Source organism: Stutzerimonas stutzeri (assembly GCF_000935215.1).
Lineage (GTDB): Bacteria > Pseudomonadota > Gammaproteobacteria > Pseudomonadales > Pseudomonadaceae > Stutzerimonas.
In genome coordinates this window covers 1-16570 of record NZ_JXXD01000007.1, presented here as the reverse complement: position 1 = coordinate 16570, position 16570 = coordinate 1, and the positions used below count along the sequence as shown (strand labels likewise).

Sequence of the window (16570 nt, the reverse complement as noted above, 5' to 3'; positions counted from 1 at the left end):
GCAGCTGTTGCGCCCGTGTCGGGCTTTTCGCTGTGCCCCTGCTTGGTCCCAGAGCGCGCGCTCCTCTCGCGCAAATGCAAATCCCTCTTATTCCATTACGATTAGCCTGCTAAGATTGCGCGGCTTAATTCACCGCCCCGCAGGTACTTCCGATGCGCCCGCTGTTTCGCCGCCTCTTCCCGCTGCTGGCTCTGGCCCTGGTCGCCTGCGATAACGTTGAAACACCGACTTTCTCCCAGCCCGAACCTGGTGAGGCGCTCTCCGGCGGCAGCACCACGGTGATGAAGTTCGACCAGAACGCCTACTCCATGCCTTCGGCCAATCTGGCACCGATGCGTCGACTCGACTTCAGCGTCGGCAACAGCTTCTTCCGAAATCCCTGGGTCATCGCCCCGGCATCCACCACCGCTCGCGATGGTCTTGGCCCGCTGCTGAATACCAACGCCTGCCAAAACTGCCATATCAAGGACGGCCGCGGCCATCCGCCGGCACCCGATGCGACCAGCGCCGTGTCGATGCTGGTACGGCTGTCCATTCCGGCCGGTCCTGAGCTTGCCGAAGTCGTCCGAGAACGTGGCATCGCACCGGAGCCAAGCTACGGCGGCCAGCTGCAGGACATGGCGATTCCCGGCGTCGCCCCGGAAGGCAAGGTACGGCTGCGCTATTCGACCGAGCAGGTGCGCTTCGCCGATGGCACCGAAGTCGAGCTGCGCAGGCCGGAAATCGAACTGAACGACCTGGCCTATGGTGACATGCATCCGGATACCCGGATGTCCCTGCGCATCGCGCCACCGATGATCGGCCTGGGCCTGCTCGAAGCCATTCCCGAAGAAGCGCTGCTGGCCAATGCCGACCCCGATGACCGCAACGGCGACGGCATCTCCGGCCGCCCGAACCGGGTCTTCGACCAGACCAGCCGGCAGACCGTGATTGGCCGCTTCGGCTGGAAGGCCGGACAGCCGAGCCTCAATCAGCAGAACGCCGACGCCTTCTTCAACGATATGGGTCTGTCCACCAGCCTGTTCAGCGGCAACAGCTGCACCGACCGGCAGACCGAGTGTCGCGCGATGCCGGACGGTGGCGAGCCGGAAGTCAGCGACGACATCCTCGCCCAGGTGCTGTTCTACACCCGCAATCTCGGCGTACCTGCGCGACGGAACGTCGACGACCCACAGGTACTCGCCGGCAAGACGCTATTTCACCGCGCCGGCTGCCAGAGCTGCCACGTGCCACAGTTCACCACCGCTGCCGACGCCGCGGAACCGGAGTTGGCCAATCAGCTGATTCGCCCCTACACCGACCTGCTGTTGCATGACATGGGCGAAGGTCTTGCGGATAACCGCCCCGAATTCGAGGCCAAAGGCCGGGAATGGCGCACGCCACCGCTGTGGGGCATTGGCCTGACCCAGGCAGTCAGCGGGCATACCCAGTTCCTGCACGACGGCCGCGCTCGCAACCTGCTCGAAGCCATACTCTGGCACGGCGGCGAGGCCGAGAAGGCGCGCCAGATCGTGCTCGGCTACGACCAGAACGAACGTACCGCGCTGCTGAGCTTCCTCGAGTCGCTCTGAATGCCCATGCTATTCACCATGCTTTCCCGGCGCGAAAAGCGCTGCAACCGGCCTTGCCGATGAGGACACCATGATCCGTTCGAACACCCTGCGCATCGCCAGCGGCGCTCTGCTCACCGCCTTGTTGCTGAGCGCCTGCACGCCCACCGACCCGCAGGCCGAGACCAGCAAAACCCTGGCTGATGGCGTATTGCTGCCAGCCTATAAACAGTGGTCGGAAGCCGACCGCCGCCTGGCGGCCAGCGCGATCGCCTTCTGTGCCGACAACCAGACCCTGGACGAAGCGCATGCAGCCTTCGTGCATGCGCAAACCGCCTGGGCCGGCCTGCAGCCGCTGCTGATCGGCCCAATGGGCGAAGGCAATCTGGCCTGGCAGGTCCAGTTCTGGCCGGACAAGAAGAACCTCGTTGCACGCCAGGTCACGGCACTGCTCAAGACCAAGCCCGAGCTGACCCAGGCCGATCTGGATAACGCCAGCGTCGTGGTGCAGGGCCTGAGCGCCTACGAGTACGTCCTTTTCGACAGCAGCATCGACCTCGCCGACCCCACCACCAGGACGCGCTACTGCCCCTTGCTGACGGCCATCGGCGAGCACCAGCAGCAGCTTGCAGCCAGCGTCCTGCAGCAATGGCAGGACAAGGACGGCATGGCCGATCAGTTGCGCAGCTTTCCCAACGAGCGTTATGCCGAACCGAGCGAAGCCATCGCCGAACTGCTGCGGGTTCAGGTCACGGCCCTCGACGGCCTGAAGAAGAAGCTCGGCGCGCCGCTCGGTCGCCAGACCAAGGGCCATCCGCAGCCGTACCAGGCCGACGGCTGGCGCAGCGACACGACCCTGAGCAATATCGCTGCCACCGTCAAAGGCGCCGAAAGCCTCTGGCTGGGTGCCGACCAGGACGGTCTGCGCGCGCTGCTCGGCGCTGAGCAGGCTGATCTGGCCAAGCGCATCGACGCCGGTTACGCCGATCTGCTGCAACAACTGAAAGCCATGCCCGAGCCGTTCGGCGAAATGCTCGCCAACGAGGAGAGTCGGGCGCAGCTCGATGCGCTGTACCAGCGGATAGACCAACTGCATCGCCTGCACCAGCTCGAGCTGGCACGCGCCCTCGGCGTGCAGATCGGCTTCAACGCGCACGACGGGGACTGATCATGAAGCGCCGCACCCTGCTTGGCCTGACCGGCGCCATGCTTGCCGCCAGCGGCATCGCTGGCTGGTCACTGACGCGTCACGACGGGCAACAGGTTTTGCTCTCCGCACGTGATGGCGCCGACGGGCAACACTACGCCGTCGGCTACCGCCTCGATGGCAGCCAGGTATTTGCCACACCAGTCGCCGAGCGCTGCCATGACGTCTACCCGCACCCGTACCTGCCCTTGGCCGTGTTCGTCGGCCGTCGCCCGAGCCGCGAGAGCTACCTGATAGATGCGCGTGACGGGCGTCTGCTGCAGGTCATGGCCTCGCCGGCCGACCGCCACTTTTACGGGCACGGGGTGTTTCACAAGGACGGCGAGTGGTTCTACACCACCGAAAACGACACCGCCGATGCCGGCCGTGGCGTCCTCGGCGTCTATCGACTGGAAGGCCGACAGCTGGTGCGCGTCGGCGAGCACGCGACCCATGGCATCGGCCCGCACCAGCTGCTGTGGATGCCGGACAACGAAACCCTGGTCATCGCCAATGGTGGGATCCGCACCGAAGCCGACAGCCGCGAGATGATGAATCTCGATGCGATGGAGCCGAGCCTGGTGCTGCTACGCCGCGACGGTACGCTGGTCAGCAAGGAACAGCTGCCGGAGCAGATGAACAGCGTGCGTCACCTCGCCGTGGCCGCCGACGGTACCGTGGTCAGCGGCCAGCAGTACGAAGGGGATGCCATGGACCGTATCCCGTTGCTGGCGATCAAGCGGCCCGGGCAGGCCTTCCAGCACTTTCCGCTGGGCGAGGCACAGCGGCAGATCATGAACCAGTACACCGCCAGCCTCGCCATCCACGACGAGCTGCGGTTGTTGGCCGTCACCGCGCCGCGCGGCAACAAGGTGTTCATCTGGGACCTGGACAGTGCCGAGCTGCGGCAGGCAGCCCATGTGCCCGATTGCGCGGGCGTCGCGGCAGTCACCGAGGGCTTCGTGGTCAGCTCCGGGCAGGGCCGCTGCCGCCTGTTCGACTGCCGTGGCGAACGTATCGCCAGCACACCGCTGGACCTGCCCGCGGGGCTCTGGGACAACCATCTGCGCATCGTCTAGCTCAAGAAAAGCGTCCCCCGGCCGATGATGCTGGGAAACGGCACGGATGCTGATTGACGTTTTCTCAAATGCCGAGACCTTGCCCATGCTCCAGAAATCCCTGCGCGCGCAGATCCTCGCGCTGATCGGCGGCAGCCTGCTGCTGACGCTGCTCATCGCCCTCGCCTGCATTCGCCTGCTCAGCAACAACATCGACCACTTCCAGGCGCTGCTCGACGGCCCGCTGGCCGAAGTGCAACTGATCGACGAGGCCAACCTCGAGTTCAAGGTGCAGGTCCAGGAATGGAAGAACGTTCTGCTGCGTGGCAAACAGCCGGACTCTCGCAACCGCTACTGGAGCCAGTTCGAGGCCCAGGAAGCGAAGGTGCAGAAGATTCTGGGCGATCTACTGGTACTGACCGCCGACGAACCGCAGCTGGCCAAGCAGATCGAGAGCCTGCGTAGCGAGCACCGCACTCTCGGCGTTGCCTATCGCAAGGGCCTGGATGCCTACATTGCCGCCGACAGCGACCCGCTCGCCGGGGACGCCGCGGTAGCCGGTATCGACCGGGCGACCAGCGCTCAGCTGAGCGAGCTGGTCAAACAGCTGGGCGACGCCGCCGCGCAGCGCTCGGAGACCATCCGTGCCGACGCTCAGAGCACCGCGTCCTTCGGCCCGATCATCATGATCCTCGCCAGTGTGGTGGTGGCGCTGTTCAGCCTGTGGCTGGTCAATCGCCGGATCATCGAACCGATTCGCAACCTGATCGAGCACATCGCCCGCCTCAGCCAGGGCAAGTTCGCCGACCGCGTGGATGCCAGCCGCAGCGACGAACTGGGCCGCCTTGCCGCTGCCGCCAACGTGCTGCGCGACTTCCTCGCCGACACCTTCACCCGCCTGCAGCAGAGCACCTCGAATCTGGACAGTGCCAGCGGCGAGTTGAACGCCATCGCCAGGCTGATGGCCGACGGCGCCCGCGAGCAGTTCTCGCGTACCGATCAGGTCGCCACGGCGATGCACGAGATGTCCGCGACCGCTCAGGAAGTCTCGCGGCATGCCGCCGAAGCCGCGCAGGCCGCCGACGCCGCCGACCATTCCGCCCAGCAGGGCGAAGCGGTGATGCGCGGCACTATCGCCACTATCACCGACATGAGCAACGAGATCGCCAGCACGGCAGACGTCATCCGCCGCCTGGAGGGTGATAGCGGGCGCATCGGCAAGGTCTTGGAGGTGATCCGCGGGATCGCCGACCAGACCAACCTGCTCGCGCTCAATGCCGCCATCGAGGCGGCCCGAGCGGGTGACGCCGGCCGTGGCTTTGCCGTGGTCGCCGACGAGGTGCGCACCCTGGCCCAGCGCACCGCCGAGTCCACCGCCGAGATTCACCAGATCATCGACACCGTGCAGACCGGCGCAAGCAATGCCGTACGCGCCATCGAGAGCGGTCAGGCGCGCAGCGAACAGGGCGTCGGCCAGGTGACCGAGGCCGGTCAGATGCTGCAGCGCATCACCGAAGCGGTCGAGGCGATCCGCGACATGAACCGCCAGATCGCCACGGCCGCCGAGGAGCAGACCGCGGTGGCCGAAGACATTTCGCGCAACATCACCGAGATCACCTCCATCGCCACCATCAACCAGCAGAACGTCGAGCGCACCGAAACCGCCAGCCAGAACCTGCACGGGCTGTCGGCGCAACTTACCGAGGTCACCCAACGCCTTGCCGGCTGATGATCTGCGGGCGGGCCGACAGTCTGTCGCCCGCCCCACACCTGCGCTGCATTCCGCCCCGCTCCCCCTTTACTTGGCCTCGTTTCGGGGCTAAGTTCCTCGCTCTCCGGTCCTGCTGAGTCAGGTGCCAGCAGGTCGCCGAAGCTGGCGACCGGACCGTTCGAACGGCTGCCTCGATCACGGCAGTAGACAGCCGGCTCACATCTCCAAGGAAATCGGAAAATGTTGCGCCGCATGCTGTTCATGCTGGGCGCGGTGGTCGTCGTCGTTGCGATTCTTGCCGCGCTCAAATTCAACTCGATCTATCAGCAGATTCAACAGTTCCAGGCCCCCAAGCCTGCGATCGACGTCGAAACCGAGCTCGCCCGCCGCATGGACTGGCAAAGCCGCCTGCCAGCCATCGGCACGCTCAAGGCGTCGCAGGGCATCGACCTCAGCGTCGAGATCGCCGGCACCATCACCGACGTGCAGTTCCAGTCCGGCGAGAAGGTCAGCAAGGGCCAGGCCATCGTGCTGCTCGACAGCGAGATGGAGCAGGCCAGCCTGGCCAGCGCCGAAGCCGACCTCAACCTGTCGCGCCTGGAATTCCAGCGCGCGCGTAGCCTGCTGGATCGCCAGGCCATTTCGCGCAGCGAGTACGACCGGCTCAATGCCGAATCGCAGAAGGCCGCGGCCAGCGTTGCGCAGCTGCGCGCCAGTCTGTCGAAGAAGCGCATCCTGGCGCCCTTCTCCGGCACCATCGGCATCCGTCAGGTGGATGTCGGCGACTACATCGCCGCCGGCACGCCGATCGCCACGCTTCAGGACCTGACCACGCTGTACGTCGACTTCTTCCTGGCCGAGCAGCATGTGCCGCTGCTGAAGCTCGGCCAGCGAGTGCAGCTACAGGTCGCCGCCTATCCCGGCGAACGCTTCGAAGGCTTGATCAGCGCGCTGAACCCGAAGGTGGAAACCACTACCCGCAACGTTCAGGTGCGCGCCGAACTGGGCAATCCGGACGGACGTCTGCTGCCCGGCATGTTTGCCGACCTGCAGGTGCTGCTGCCGACCGAGACCGCCCAGGTGGTGGTCCCGGAAACCGCCATCACCTACACCCTGTATGGCAACTCGGTGCTGCTGGTGACCGAGGGCACGCCGCCGGAAGGCGTCAGCAGCGACGAGCCCTACCTGGTGGTCGAGCGCCGCTTCGTCACCACCGGCGAGCGGCGCGACGGACTGACGGTCGTCCTCGACGGCCTGGAGGGCGGCGAACAGGTGATCACCGCCGGCCAGCTCAAGCTGGACAGCGGCGCCCATGTCGCCATCGCCGAAAGCCGCACGCTCAAGCTGGAAGGCTCTCAGCAGCCGGCGACCGAATAGAAAAAGCCTGTTCCTCACGCGGCAGGCCCGACGCACAGCAGACTCAGACAAGGTTCCAGGGACTTCCCATGGCGTTCACCGACCCCTTCATCCGCCGCCCCGTGCTGGCGAGCGTCATTAGCCTGCTGATCGTGCTGCTCGGCATCCAGGCCTTCAACAGCCTGACCATCCGTCAGTACCCGCAGATGGAAAGTGCGCTGATCACGGTGACCACCGCCTACCCCGGCGCCAACGCCGAGACCATCCAGGGCTACATCACCCAGCCGTTGCAGCAGAGTCTGGCCAGCGCCGAAGGCGTCGACTACATGACCTCGGTCAGCCAGCAGAACGCCTCGGTGATCTCGGTCTATGCGCGTATTGGCGCCGACACCGATCGCCTCTACACCGAGCTGCTGAGCCAGGCCAACTCGGTGAAGAACCAGCTGCCGCAGGATGCCGAGGACCCAGTGCTGAACAAGCAGGCAGCCGACTCCACCGCGCTGATGTACATCAGCTTCTACAGCGACCAGCTGAGCAACCCGCAGATCACCGACTACCTGTCGCGGGTCATCCAGCCCAAGCTGGCGACGCTGCCGGGCATGGCCGAAGCGGAAATCCTCGGCAACCAGGTGTTCGCCATGCGCCTCTGGCTGGACCCGGTGAAGCTCGCGGCCTATGGGGTTTCCGCCAGCGACGTGAACGAGGCGGTACGCAAGTACAACTTCCTCTCGGCGGCCGGCGAAGTGAAGGGCCAGTACGTGGTCACCAGCATCAACGCCGACACCGAGCTGAAGACGCCGGAAGCGTTCGCCGCCATCCCGCTGCGCACGCAGGGCGACAGTCGCGTTCTGCTGGGTGATGTGGCGCGGGTGGAGATGGGCGCCGAAAGCTACAACTCGATCAGCTCGTTCGACGGTATCCCCTCGGTCTATATCGGCATCAAGGGCACACCCAGCGCCAACCCGCTGGACGTGATCAAGGAAGTGCGCGCGATCATGCCGCAGATCGAGGCACAGCTGCCGCCGGGCCTCAAGGCGACCATCGCCTACGACGCCACCGAGTTCATCCAGGCCTCCATCGACGAGGTGGTGAAGACCCTGGCCGAAGCCGCAGTGATCGTCATCGTCGTAGTGTTTCTCTTCCTCGGCTCGCTGCGCACCGTGCTGATTCCGGTGGTGACCATTCCGCTGTCGATGATCGGCGTGCTGTTCTTCATGCAGGCGATGGGTTACTCGATCAACCTGCTGACGCTGCTGGCCATGGTGTTGGCGATCGGCCTGGTAGTGGACGATGCCATCGTCGTGGTGGAGAACATCCACCGGCATATAGAACAGGGCAAGTCACCGTTCCAGGCGGCCATCGACGGCGCACGGGAAATCGCCATGCCGGTGGTGACCATGACCATCACCCTGGCGGCGGTCTATGCCCCCATCGGCTTCCTGCAGGGGCTGACCGGCGCGCTGTTCCAGGAGTTCGCCCTGACCCTGGCCGGCGCGGTGCTGATTTCCGGCGTGGTGGCGCTGACGCTGTCACCGATGATGTGTTCGAAGCTGCTGCGCCATGAGGAGAACCCCAGCGGCTTCGCCCATCGCCTGGACGAACTGTTCGAACGCCTCAAGCAGCGTTATCAGCACGCGCTGCACGGCACCCTCAATACCCGCCCGGTGGTACTGGTGTTCGCCGTGCTCGTGCTGGCGCTGATTCCGGTGCTGCTGATGTTCACCGAGAGCGAACTGGCACCGGAGGAGGACCAGGGCATCGTCTTCATGATGGCCAGCGCACCGAAGACCGCCAACCTGGACTACCTGAACGCCTACACCGACCAGTTCCTGGAGATCTTCAAGAGCTTTCCGGAGTACTACTCCTGGTTCCAGATCAACGGTTTCGACGGCGTGCAGAGCGGCATCGGCGGCTTCCTGCTCAAGCCCTGGGACGAGCGCGAGCGCTCGCAGATGGAAATCCTTCCCGAGGTGCAGGCCAAGCTCGATCGCCTGCCGGGCCTGCAGATCTTCGGTTTCAACCTGCCGTCTCTGCCGGGCACCGGCGAAGGCCTGCCCTTCCAGTTCGTGATCAACACCGCCAACGACTACGAGACGCTGCTGCAGGTGACCGAGCGCATCCGCAAGCGCGCCGAGGAGTCCGGCAAGTTCGCCTTCCTCGACGTGGACCTGGCCTTCGACAAACCGGAAATCGTGGTCGAGATCGACCGCGAGAAGGCGGCGCAGATGAGCGTATCCATGGAAGACCTCGGCCTGACCCTGAGCACCCTGCTCGGCGAAGGCGAGATCAACCGTTTCACCATCGAAGGCCGCAGCTACAAGGTCATCGCCCAGGTCGAGCGCGCCTACCGCGACAACCCGGACTGGCTGAGCAACTACTACGTGCGCAATGGGCAAGGCCAGATGCTGCCGCTGTCGACGCTGATCCAGGTGCACGATCGCGCCCGACCGACTCAGCTCAAGCAGTTCCAGCAACTCAACGCCGCGATGATCCAGGGCTTTCCGATCGTCAGCATGGGCGAGGCGATCGAAACGCTGCAGACCATCGCCCGCGAAGAAGCGCCCGAAGGTTTCAGCTTCGATTACGCCGGCGCCTCGCGCCAGTACATCCAGGAAGGCAACGCGCTGTACCTGACCTTCGCGCTGGCATTGGCGGTGATCTTCCTGGTCCTGGCCGCGCAGTTCGAGAGCTTCCGCGATCCTCTGGTGATCCTGGTCACCGTGCCGCTGTCGGTCTGTGGCGCGCTGGTGCCGCTGTTCCTTGGCCTGTCGAGCATGAACATCTATACCCAGGTGGGCCTGGTGACGCTGATCGGACTGATCAGCAAGCACGGCATCATGATCGTCGAGTTCGCCAATCAGCTGCGCCGCGAACAGGGCCTGAGTCGACGCGAAGCGGTGGAAGAAGCGGCGGCGATTCGCCTGCGGCCGGTGCTGATGACCACAGCGGCGACGGTGTTCGGCATGGTGCCGCTGATCATCGCCAGTGGGGCCGGCGCGGTCAGCCGGTTCGACATCGGCCTGGTGATTGCCACCGGCATGTCGGTGGGTACGCTGTTCACCCTGTTCGTGCTACCGGCGGTCTATGACCTGCTGGCCAAGCCCGACCAAAGCCCGTCCGCGGCGGCCGTACCGAGCGCCGGCTGAGTGCGGTGTGGGCTGCGAGGATAGCCTCCAGCTCACCGCATGCCCTGGGACAGGCCATACAGCAACAACAGCAAATCCTGATCAGGCCGCATCGCCTCGAACTGCGGGCGCCCACCAGGCGGCACCGGACAATAGCTGCGGCTTTCGCTGCTCTGCACCAGCGTCGCTCCGGGCTCATTCCAGGCCGCCACGCACAGCGTGGTCACTCCCAGAGCGCCAGCCAGGAACAATCCTCGAGCTATTTCCAGCTTCATGGCGTAAGCCCTTGATTAAGCGAGTAGTTAACTGACCGTAGTTCAGTTGTTTAATTCCTGTGCAATTTTGGACGAACGGTATGTACGGCCTGTGACGTCACTGTTCAGCAGGCATAAAAAAACCCCGCACAAGGCGGGGTTCTTTTTGTAGCTAAGGGCCGGTCGGCTTACATCATGCCGCCCATGCCACCCATACCGCCCATGCCACCCATGTCCGGCATGCCGCCGGCGGCCTTGTCTTCAGCCACTTCGGCGATCATCGCTTCGGTGGTGATCATCAGGCTGCCGATGGACGCTGCAGCTTGCAGAGCCGAACGGGTCACCTTGGCCGGGTCGAGAATACCCATCTCGATCATGTCGCCGTAGGTGTCGGAAGCGGCGTTGAAGCCGTAGTTGCCTTCACCCTGCTTGACCTTGTCGACCACTACGCTTGGCTCGCCGCCGGCGTTGGAGACGATCTGGCGCAGCGGCGCTTCGACAGCGCGACGCAGCAGTGCGATACCAACGTTCTGGTCTTCGTTCTCGCCCTTCAGCTCGGAGATGGCCTGTAGAGCGCGCACCAGGGCAACGCCACCGCCAGGAACCACGCCTTCTTCGACGGCAGCACGGGTCGCGTGCAGGGCGTCTTCAACGCGGGCCTTCTTCTCTTTCATCTCGACTTCGGTACCGGCACCGACCTTGATCACGGCAACACCGCCGGCCAGCTTGGCCAGACGCTCTTGCAGCTTCTCTTTGTCGTAGTCGGAGGTGGTGTCTTCGACCTGCTTGCGAATCTGCGCAACGCGGGCTTCGATATCGGCCTGCTGACCAGCACCGTCGATGATGGTGGTGTTTTCCTTGTTCAGCACGACGCGCTTGGCGTTACCCAGGTGCTCCAGGGTAGCGGTTTCCAGGCTCAGGCCGACTTCTTCGGATATCACGGTACCGCCAGTCAGGATGGCGATGTCCTGCAGCATGGCCTTGCGGCGATCGCCAAAGCCCGGGGCCTTGACTGCAGCAACCTTGACGATGCCGCGCATGTTGTTGACCACCAGAGTCGCCAGGGCTTCGCCTTCGACGTCTTCGGCAACGATCAGCAGCGGGCGACCGGCCTTGGCAACAGCTTCCAGCACCGGCAGCAGTTCGCGGATGTTGGAGATCTTCTTGTCGACCAGCAGCAGCAACGGGCTGTCCAGCTCGGCGACCATGGTGTCCGGCTTGTTGATGAAGTACGGCGACAGGTAGCCGCGATCGAACTGCATGCCTTCTACGACGGACAGCTCGTTCTCCAGACCCGAACCTTCCTCGACGGTGATGACGCCTTCCTTGCCTACACGCTCCATGGCTTCGGCGATGATGTCACCGATGGAGGAGTCGGAGTTGGCGGAGATGGTGCCAACCTGAGCGATGGCCTTGGAGTCGGTGCACGGCTTGGCCAGGTTCTTCAGCTCGGCGACGATGGCGATGGTGGCCTTGTCGATGCCGCGCTTCAGGTCCATCGGGTTCATGCCGGCAGCGACAGCCTTCAGGCCTTCATTGACGATAGCCTGGGCCAGAACGGTAGCGGTGGTGGTGCCGTCACCGGCCTCGTCGTTAGCCTTGGACGCAACGTCCTTGACCAGCTGGGCGCCCATGTTCTCGAAGCGGTCCTTCAGCTCGATTTCCTTGGCGACGGAAACGCCGTCCTTGGTGATGGTCGGAGCACCGAAGCTCTTCTCCAGCACGACGTTGCGGCCTTTCGGGCCGAGGGTCGCTTTAACGGCATCAGCCAGGACGTTCACACCGACCAGCATCTTCTTGCGTGCGGAGTCGCCGAATTTGACTTCTTTAGCAGCCATGTTGATTGATCCTCAATTCGTGAATTATTTACGGAGATTCGCGGGGCGATCAGGCTTCGACGACAGCGAGAATTTCGTTCTCGCTCATCACCAGCAGGTCTTCGCCGTCAACCTTGACGGTGTTGCTACCCGAATAAGGGCCGAACACCACCTTATCGCCGACCTTCACGGCCAGGGCGCGTACTTCGCCGTTGTCAAGCACGCGGCCGGTACCCACAGCAACGACTTCGCCACGGTTCGGCTTCTCGGCAGCGGAGCCCGGCAGGACGATGCCGCCTGCGGTCTTGGTTTCTTCTTCGCTGCGACGAATCACGACGCGGTCATGCAGAGGACGAAGCTTCATTGTCGATCTCTCCTAGTAGAGTTGTTCCATGCCGATGACCTTCATCGGCGGGTTGGGCAAATCCGGCTGTGCCGGTTGCGGCCCGCGATGCGAGCCGCAGAAGACGGACTGTCGAACACGACAGCGACCTTGCGGTGTCCGCTACATGCGGGCGTTCAAGTGCATTTCAAGGGGCGCAGATGAAATTTTCATGGCCACAAACGAAACCGGCATGCCTGATGGCATGCCGGATTGTCGGCTGAGCAGCTTAGCGGTCGCGGTCATTGCGCTCCCACTCGCCTTCGATCACGTTCGGCCGTTGCGGGTTGGAGCGCGCCTGCAGATCGTCGGCAAAAGCACGCTGGCGGCGCACCTGCGCCTCGATCCGCCGATTGATCTGGCGGAACAGGAAGTTGCGTGTCGGTGGGAAAAGCACAACCAGCGCCAGCACATCGCTGATGAAACCGGGCAGGAACAGCAAGCCACCGCCAATGGCCATCATCAGCCCCTGCAACATCTCGCGCTCGGGCAGTTCACCGCGGGCCAGACGTTCGCGGGCGCGCCAGGCGGTGGCGAAACCCGCCAGGCGCAGCAGCAGAATGCCGGTGATGCCACTGAGCACCAGCAGCAGGATGGTCGCCAGCGCGCCAATGGAGCCGCCGACCTTGATCAGCACATACAGCTCGGCCAGCGGAAACAACAGAAACAGTACAAAGAAGATTCGCATCGATGGTCCTTGACGGAAGATCAGCTTCCAGTCCTCTGTAGATGGCGGCAGGAGGGGTCTAATTCAACCCGGGTGACAATCGGCCTGTAACCGGATTATGCGCGACACGGCTGAAGCGAAACTGAATCCCCTCAACCTCGCGCCATGGCAACCAGCGCCTGGCGCACCGCCATTGGCGTTTCGCATGGCTCCGGAAACGCCAGCCAATGCAGTGCCTGGCCGATACGCAGATGGAAGCCCTCGCTATCGATCCCGACCATTTGCGCTGGCGCGCTCTGCGGCAGCCCCGCCTGTTCGACATAGCGGGCGATGGCAGCGGCGTGGTCATCGTTCATGTGCTCGACCATGCCCTGCTCCACCTCGCCGCTTTCGACTGCGAAGGGATTGGCCAGCGCGACGTGGTCCAGCCAGTGAATGGCGCCGAAGCCGCCGATGTAGCGCCAGCGCACCGGCTCCAGCACCCAGAAATCGAAGTCATGCACACGATGGTAGTCGCGCGACTCGGGAAAGTAGCGGTAGTAGCGCTGTGCCGCCGACTCAATTGCAGCGGGCTCGGCGAGCTGACGGGCTTCGGCAAGCAGCGTGAGTCGACCGGCCGCCTGCACATCCTCGGCGGCGCGTTCGCCGACCAGCAGCGAGCACCGCCCATCGGCCTTCAGATTGCGCGTGTGCTGGGCGATGCGGCTGATCAGGATCAGCGGCCAGCCATTGGCGTCCAGGCAGTAAGGCACTACCGAGCCGAACGGAAAGCCGGGCATGGCCTGGGAATGGGTGGAGAGCACGCCGCGGTATTCCTTGAGCAGGAGTTGTCGGGCATGCTTGCTGGCTTCGGCGCTCACCTGAGGCTCCTCGAGACGGGTCCGGATCGACGGGCGCTCAGCATAACGGTTTCCCCGGCGGGCGTCGTTCCCGCAGCAGAACGACCACATGGAGATAGGCATGCAGCTTCAAGACAAAGTCATCATCGTCACCGGCGGCGGCCAGGGCCTCGGCCGCGCCATGGGCGAGTACCTGGCGAGCAAGGGCGCGCGGCTGGCGCTGGTGGACCTGAACCAGGAGCGTCTGGACGAGGCCGTCGCGGCCTGCAAGGCCGCTGGCGGTGACGCCCGCGCCTATCTGTGCAATGTCGCCAATGAAGAGCAGGTCAGCGACATGGTTGCGCGCGTCGCCGAGGACTTCGGCGGCCTGCATGGCCTGGTGAACAATGCCGGCATCCTGCGCGACGGCCTGCTGCTCAAGGTCAAGGACGGCGAGATCAGCAAGATGAGCCTGGCGCAGTGGCAGGCGGTGATCGACGTCAACCTCACCGGCGTGTTCCTCTGCACCCGCGAAGTCGCGGCGAAGATGGTCGAATTGAAGAGCGAAGGCGCGATCATCAACATCTCGTCGATCTCCCGCGCCGGCAACATGGGCCAGACCAACTACTCCGCGGCCAAGGCCGGCGTGGCCTCGGCCACCGTGGTCTGGGCCAAGGAGCTGGCGCGCTACGGCATTCGCGTGGCAGGCGTGGCGCCCGGCTTCATCGAGACCGAGATGGTCGCCAGCATGAAGCCCGAAGCCCTGGAGAAAATGACGTCCGGCATTCCGCTCAAGCGCATGGGCAAGCCGGCGGAGATCGCCCACTCGGTGGCGTACATCTTCGAGAACGACTATTACACCGGCCGCATCCTCGAACTGGACGGCGGGCTGCGTCTCTGATCGGGGCGTCAGGGCCAAAGAAGAAAGGCAGCCAGATGGCTGCCTTTCTTATATATGCACACCGGATCGATAAGGCTTACCAGCCCACGCCGAAACCGATGCTGTAGCGGGTCAAGTCGAGATCGTTGTCGGCACCGCTGATGATGTCCTTCTCTGCCTTCATGTTCAGCGAAGCCCAGTCGGTCACCTTGTAACGCAGGCCGACCTCGGCATCGAGCGCGTAATCGGCCACGTTCTCCAGCGGCTTGCCGAGTTCGCCGGTACTGAACAGCTCGAAGGTCTTGCCCACCAGGTAGCGGTTGTAGTCCCACTTCATCACCGCCAGGTAGAAGTTCTCCTTTTCGCCGTCGGCAAACTCGTAGTCGCTACGGTTGATCAGCCCTGCCAGGGAGAAGGCGCCCAGCTCGTTGTCCCAGAACTGATAACCCGGACCGGTACCGATGGTGCGCTGACGGCGCACGTCCTCGATCTGGTCGCGCTTGTAGCTCAACCGCCCCTGCCAGAACCAGTGCTGATCGAGGAAGCGGTCCAGCGCGTACTCGGCATCCCAGTTGTCGGTGACCGTCACACCGTCACGGTACTCACGGTTGTAGTTACCGGTGCCGTTGTGGCGCCAGAGCCCATGGCGCGCCTTGGTGTCGAAGGAAACGTCGTAGTCATCGGTGTCGGTTTCGGCACGCTTGTAATCCATAGCCACGTCGACATTGCCACTCCAGGTGAAATCCTGGATCAACGGCTTGGGGTGGATGATCTGCGTGATGCTCGCCAAATCCACCGTGCGTGGCGCGGCACCATTGGCGATGACAACCTTGCCCTCGTCGGCTGCCTGCAGCGACTGCGCGACCTCGCCGGTCACGTCGTTCTGCTTGATCAGCAGCTTCTGGTCGCTTTCCAGCGTGGCGATCTTGCTCCACTTCAGCGGAATCGAGCCGCCGTATTCGGTTTCGATGAGCAGCTTGCCGCCGTCGAGCACACTGATCTTGCCGGTCAGACGATCACCATTCTTCAACCACACGGTGTCGGCGAACGAAGGCAGGGCAATGGCGGAAAGGGTCACGCAAAGCAGGGTTCTGGAGAACATATATGTGCTGAAAATCTGGTCGAGGGCGGTTGAAAGGCTGGCATTATCCCTATGCGTTTAACTACAGCAAGCAAAGACCGCCGAATGGAGCGCTAGTTCGGCGCGCAGTACGCCTGCCTGCACCGGAGCACCTGTCATGGCCGACCTTCCACCACTGCTGCCACCCGCTGCCGACGCCGATGCACGGCGTGCCGCTGTTTATCTGGTGATGTCGCAGATACCGCCGGGTAAGGTGGTGAGCTACGGCGAACTGGCCGCCATGGCCGGACTCGGTCGCGCGGCCCGCTGGGTTGGCCGGTTGATGTCTCAGCTGCCCGACGGCACCAGCCTGCCCTGGCACCGGGTGATCGCCGCTGGCGGACGGCTCAGCCTGCCGGCCGGTTCCCCTGCCGGGCACGAGCAGCGCATGCGCCTGCGGGCTGAAGGGCTGACCATCATCAACGACCGGGTGGACATGCGTCGGCACGGCTGGCATTCGACGGAGCACAGCGGTTAGAGTGCGCGCTTCGTCCAAAACTGCACAGATCCTCGATGTATGTCCCGTGAAACCTGGCGCGATGCGCTAGCCGCCTACGCCAGCCCCGCTACGCTGGCCCTGCTGTTGCTGGGTTTCGCTGCGGGTCTTCCCGCCGTTCTGGTGTTCTCCACGCTGTCGGTCTGGCTG

General features: G+C 64.0%; 14 protein-coding genes. 8 read left to right on the top strand and 6 right to left on the bottom strand.

The genetic code is table 11. The features are described from left to right. Window positions 1-152 precede the first annotated feature (152 nt). The 6 genes from LO50_RS00835 to LO50_RS00810 all read left to right on the top strand — a co-directional run bounded on the left by LO50_RS00835 (window position 153) and on the right by LO50_RS00810 (window position 10007). A complete protein-coding gene (locus tag LO50_RS00835; RefSeq protein WP_044313801.1) occupies window positions 153-1571 on the top strand; it encodes a di-heme oxidoreductase family protein in 1419 nt (472 codons plus the stop codon). Window positions 1572-1641: 70 nt separating this feature from the next. Continuing rightward, window positions 1642-2718 (top strand): imelysin family protein, encoded by a 1077-nt coding sequence (locus LO50_RS00830; RefSeq protein WP_044313800.1) that lies wholly within the window; start codon window positions 1642-1644, stop codon window positions 2716-2718. A gap of 2 nt (window positions 2719-2720) precedes the next feature. Then, complete coding sequence (locus LO50_RS00825) at window positions 2721-3815, top strand: DUF1513 domain-containing protein (protein ID WP_044313799.1); 1095 nt, start codon at window positions 2721-2723, stop codon at window positions 3813-3815. Window positions 3816-3900: 85 nt separating this feature from the next. Beyond that, window positions 3901-5523: a methyl-accepting chemotaxis protein gene (locus tag LO50_RS00820; protein ID WP_044313802.1), complete on the top strand. Its 1623-nt coding sequence runs from the start codon at window positions 3901-3903 to the stop codon at window positions 5521-5523. Window positions 5524-5745: 222 nt separating this feature from the next. Continuing rightward, entirely contained in the window at window positions 5746-6882 is a 1137-nt protein-coding gene (locus LO50_RS00815) for an efflux RND transporter periplasmic adaptor subunit (RefSeq protein WP_044313798.1), read from the top strand. A 68-nt stretch (window positions 6883-6950) separates the two neighbouring features. Continuing rightward, window positions 6951-10007, top strand: coding sequence for a multidrug efflux RND transporter permease subunit (locus LO50_RS00810; RefSeq protein ID WP_044313797.1), 3057 nt, complete (start codon window positions 6951-6953; stop codon window positions 10005-10007). Between the two features lie 32 nt (window positions 10008-10039). Here the strand turns inward: LO50_RS00810 and LO50_RS00805 are convergent, their stop codons facing one another. The 5 genes from LO50_RS00805 to LO50_RS00785 form a co-directional block, all read right to left on the bottom strand. Further along, window positions 10040-10261 carry a hypothetical protein gene (locus tag LO50_RS00805; protein ID WP_044313796.1) on the bottom strand — a complete coding sequence of 74 codons (222 nt, stop codon included), beginning with the start codon at window positions 10259-10261 and terminating at the stop codon, window positions 10040-10042. A gap of 167 nt (window positions 10262-10428) precedes the next feature. After that, window positions 10429-12078 carry a chaperonin GroEL gene (groL, locus tag LO50_RS00800; RefSeq protein WP_003299861.1) on the bottom strand — a complete coding sequence of 550 codons (1650 nt, stop codon included), beginning with the start codon at window positions 12076-12078 and terminating at the stop codon, window positions 10429-10431. 49 nt (window positions 12079-12127) lie between these two features. Then, on the bottom strand, window positions 12128-12421 hold the full coding sequence (locus tag LO50_RS00795; RefSeq protein WP_003294630.1) for a co-chaperone GroES: 294 nt from the start codon (window positions 12419-12421) through the stop codon (window positions 12128-12130). A 247-nt stretch (window positions 12422-12668) separates the two neighbouring features. After that, on the bottom strand, window positions 12669-13127 hold the full coding sequence (locus LO50_RS00790; protein WP_044313795.1) for an FxsA family protein: 459 nt from the start codon (window positions 13125-13127) through the stop codon (window positions 12669-12671). A gap of 131 nt (window positions 13128-13258) precedes the next feature. Then, complete coding sequence (locus LO50_RS00785; protein WP_044313794.1) at window positions 13259-13966, bottom strand: HugZ family pyridoxamine 5'-phosphate oxidase; 708 nt, start codon at window positions 13964-13966, stop codon at window positions 13259-13261. A gap of 100 nt (window positions 13967-14066) precedes the next feature. Between LO50_RS00785 and LO50_RS00780 the strand changes: the two genes are divergently transcribed. Continuing rightward, complete coding sequence (locus LO50_RS00780; protein ID WP_044313793.1) at window positions 14067-14825, top strand: SDR family oxidoreductase; 759 nt, start codon at window positions 14067-14069, stop codon at window positions 14823-14825. A 76-nt stretch (window positions 14826-14901) separates the two neighbouring features. On the opposite strand, the gene LO50_RS00775 is transcribed toward LO50_RS00780, so the two are convergent. Then, window positions 14902-15906: a DUF481 domain-containing protein gene (locus LO50_RS00775; RefSeq protein WP_044313792.1), complete on the bottom strand. Its 1005-nt coding sequence runs from the start codon at window positions 15904-15906 to the stop codon at window positions 14902-14904. A 136-nt stretch (window positions 15907-16042) separates the two neighbouring features. Here LO50_RS00775 and LO50_RS00770 point away from each other — a divergent pair, with 136 nt between their 5' ends. After that, window positions 16043-16402, top strand: a complete 360-nt coding sequence (locus LO50_RS00770) for an MGMT family protein (RefSeq protein ID WP_014819370.1) — start codon at window positions 16043-16045, stop codon at window positions 16400-16402. Window positions 16403-16570: the final 168 nt, after the last annotated feature.

What these genes read in the sequence shown, in the direction of transcription:
- LO50_RS00835 (WP_044313801.1), top strand. Translation starts at nt 153, where the DNA reads ATGCGCCCGCTGTTTCGCCGCCTCTTCCCGCTGCTGGCTCTGGCCCTG.
- LO50_RS00830 (WP_044313800.1), top strand. Translation starts at nt 1,642, where the DNA reads ATGATCCGTTCGAACACCCTGCGCATCGCCAGCGGCGCTCTGCTCACC.
- LO50_RS00825 (WP_044313799.1), top strand. Translation starts at nt 2,721, where the DNA reads ATGAAGCGCCGCACCCTGCTTGGCCTGACCGGCGCCATGCTTGCCGCC.
- LO50_RS00820 (WP_044313802.1), top strand. Translation starts at nt 3,901, where the DNA reads ATGCTCCAGAAATCCCTGCGCGCGCAGATCCTCGCGCTGATCGGCGGC.
- LO50_RS00815 (WP_044313798.1), top strand. Translation starts at nt 5,746, where the DNA reads ATGTTGCGCCGCATGCTGTTCATGCTGGGCGCGGTGGTCGTCGTCGTT.
- LO50_RS00810 (WP_044313797.1), top strand. Translation starts at nt 6,951, where the DNA reads ATGGCGTTCACCGACCCCTTCATCCGCCGCCCCGTGCTGGCGAGCGTC.
- LO50_RS00805 (WP_044313796.1), bottom strand. Translation starts at nt 10,261, where the DNA reads ATGAAGCTGGAAATAGCTCGAGGATTGTTCCTGGCTGGCGCTCTGGGA.
- groL (WP_003299861.1), bottom strand. Translation starts at nt 12,078, where the DNA reads ATGGCTGCTAAAGAAGTCAAATTCGGCGACTCCGCACGCAAGAAGATG.
- LO50_RS00795 (WP_003294630.1), bottom strand. Translation starts at nt 12,421, where the DNA reads ATGAAGCTTCGTCCTCTGCATGACCGCGTCGTGATTCGTCGCAGCGAA.
- LO50_RS00790 (WP_044313795.1), bottom strand. Translation starts at nt 13,127, where the DNA reads ATGCGAATCTTCTTTGTACTGTTTCTGTTGTTTCCGCTGGCCGAGCTG.
- LO50_RS00780 (WP_044313793.1), top strand. Translation starts at nt 14,067, where the DNA reads ATGCAGCTTCAAGACAAAGTCATCATCGTCACCGGCGGCGGCCAGGGC.
- LO50_RS00775 (WP_044313792.1), bottom strand. Translation starts at nt 15,906, where the DNA reads ATGTTCTCCAGAACCCTGCTTTGCGTGACCCTTTCCGCCATTGCCCTG.
- LO50_RS00770 (WP_014819370.1), top strand. Translation starts at nt 16,043, where the DNA reads ATGGCCGACCTTCCACCACTGCTGCCACCCGCTGCCGACGCCGATGCA.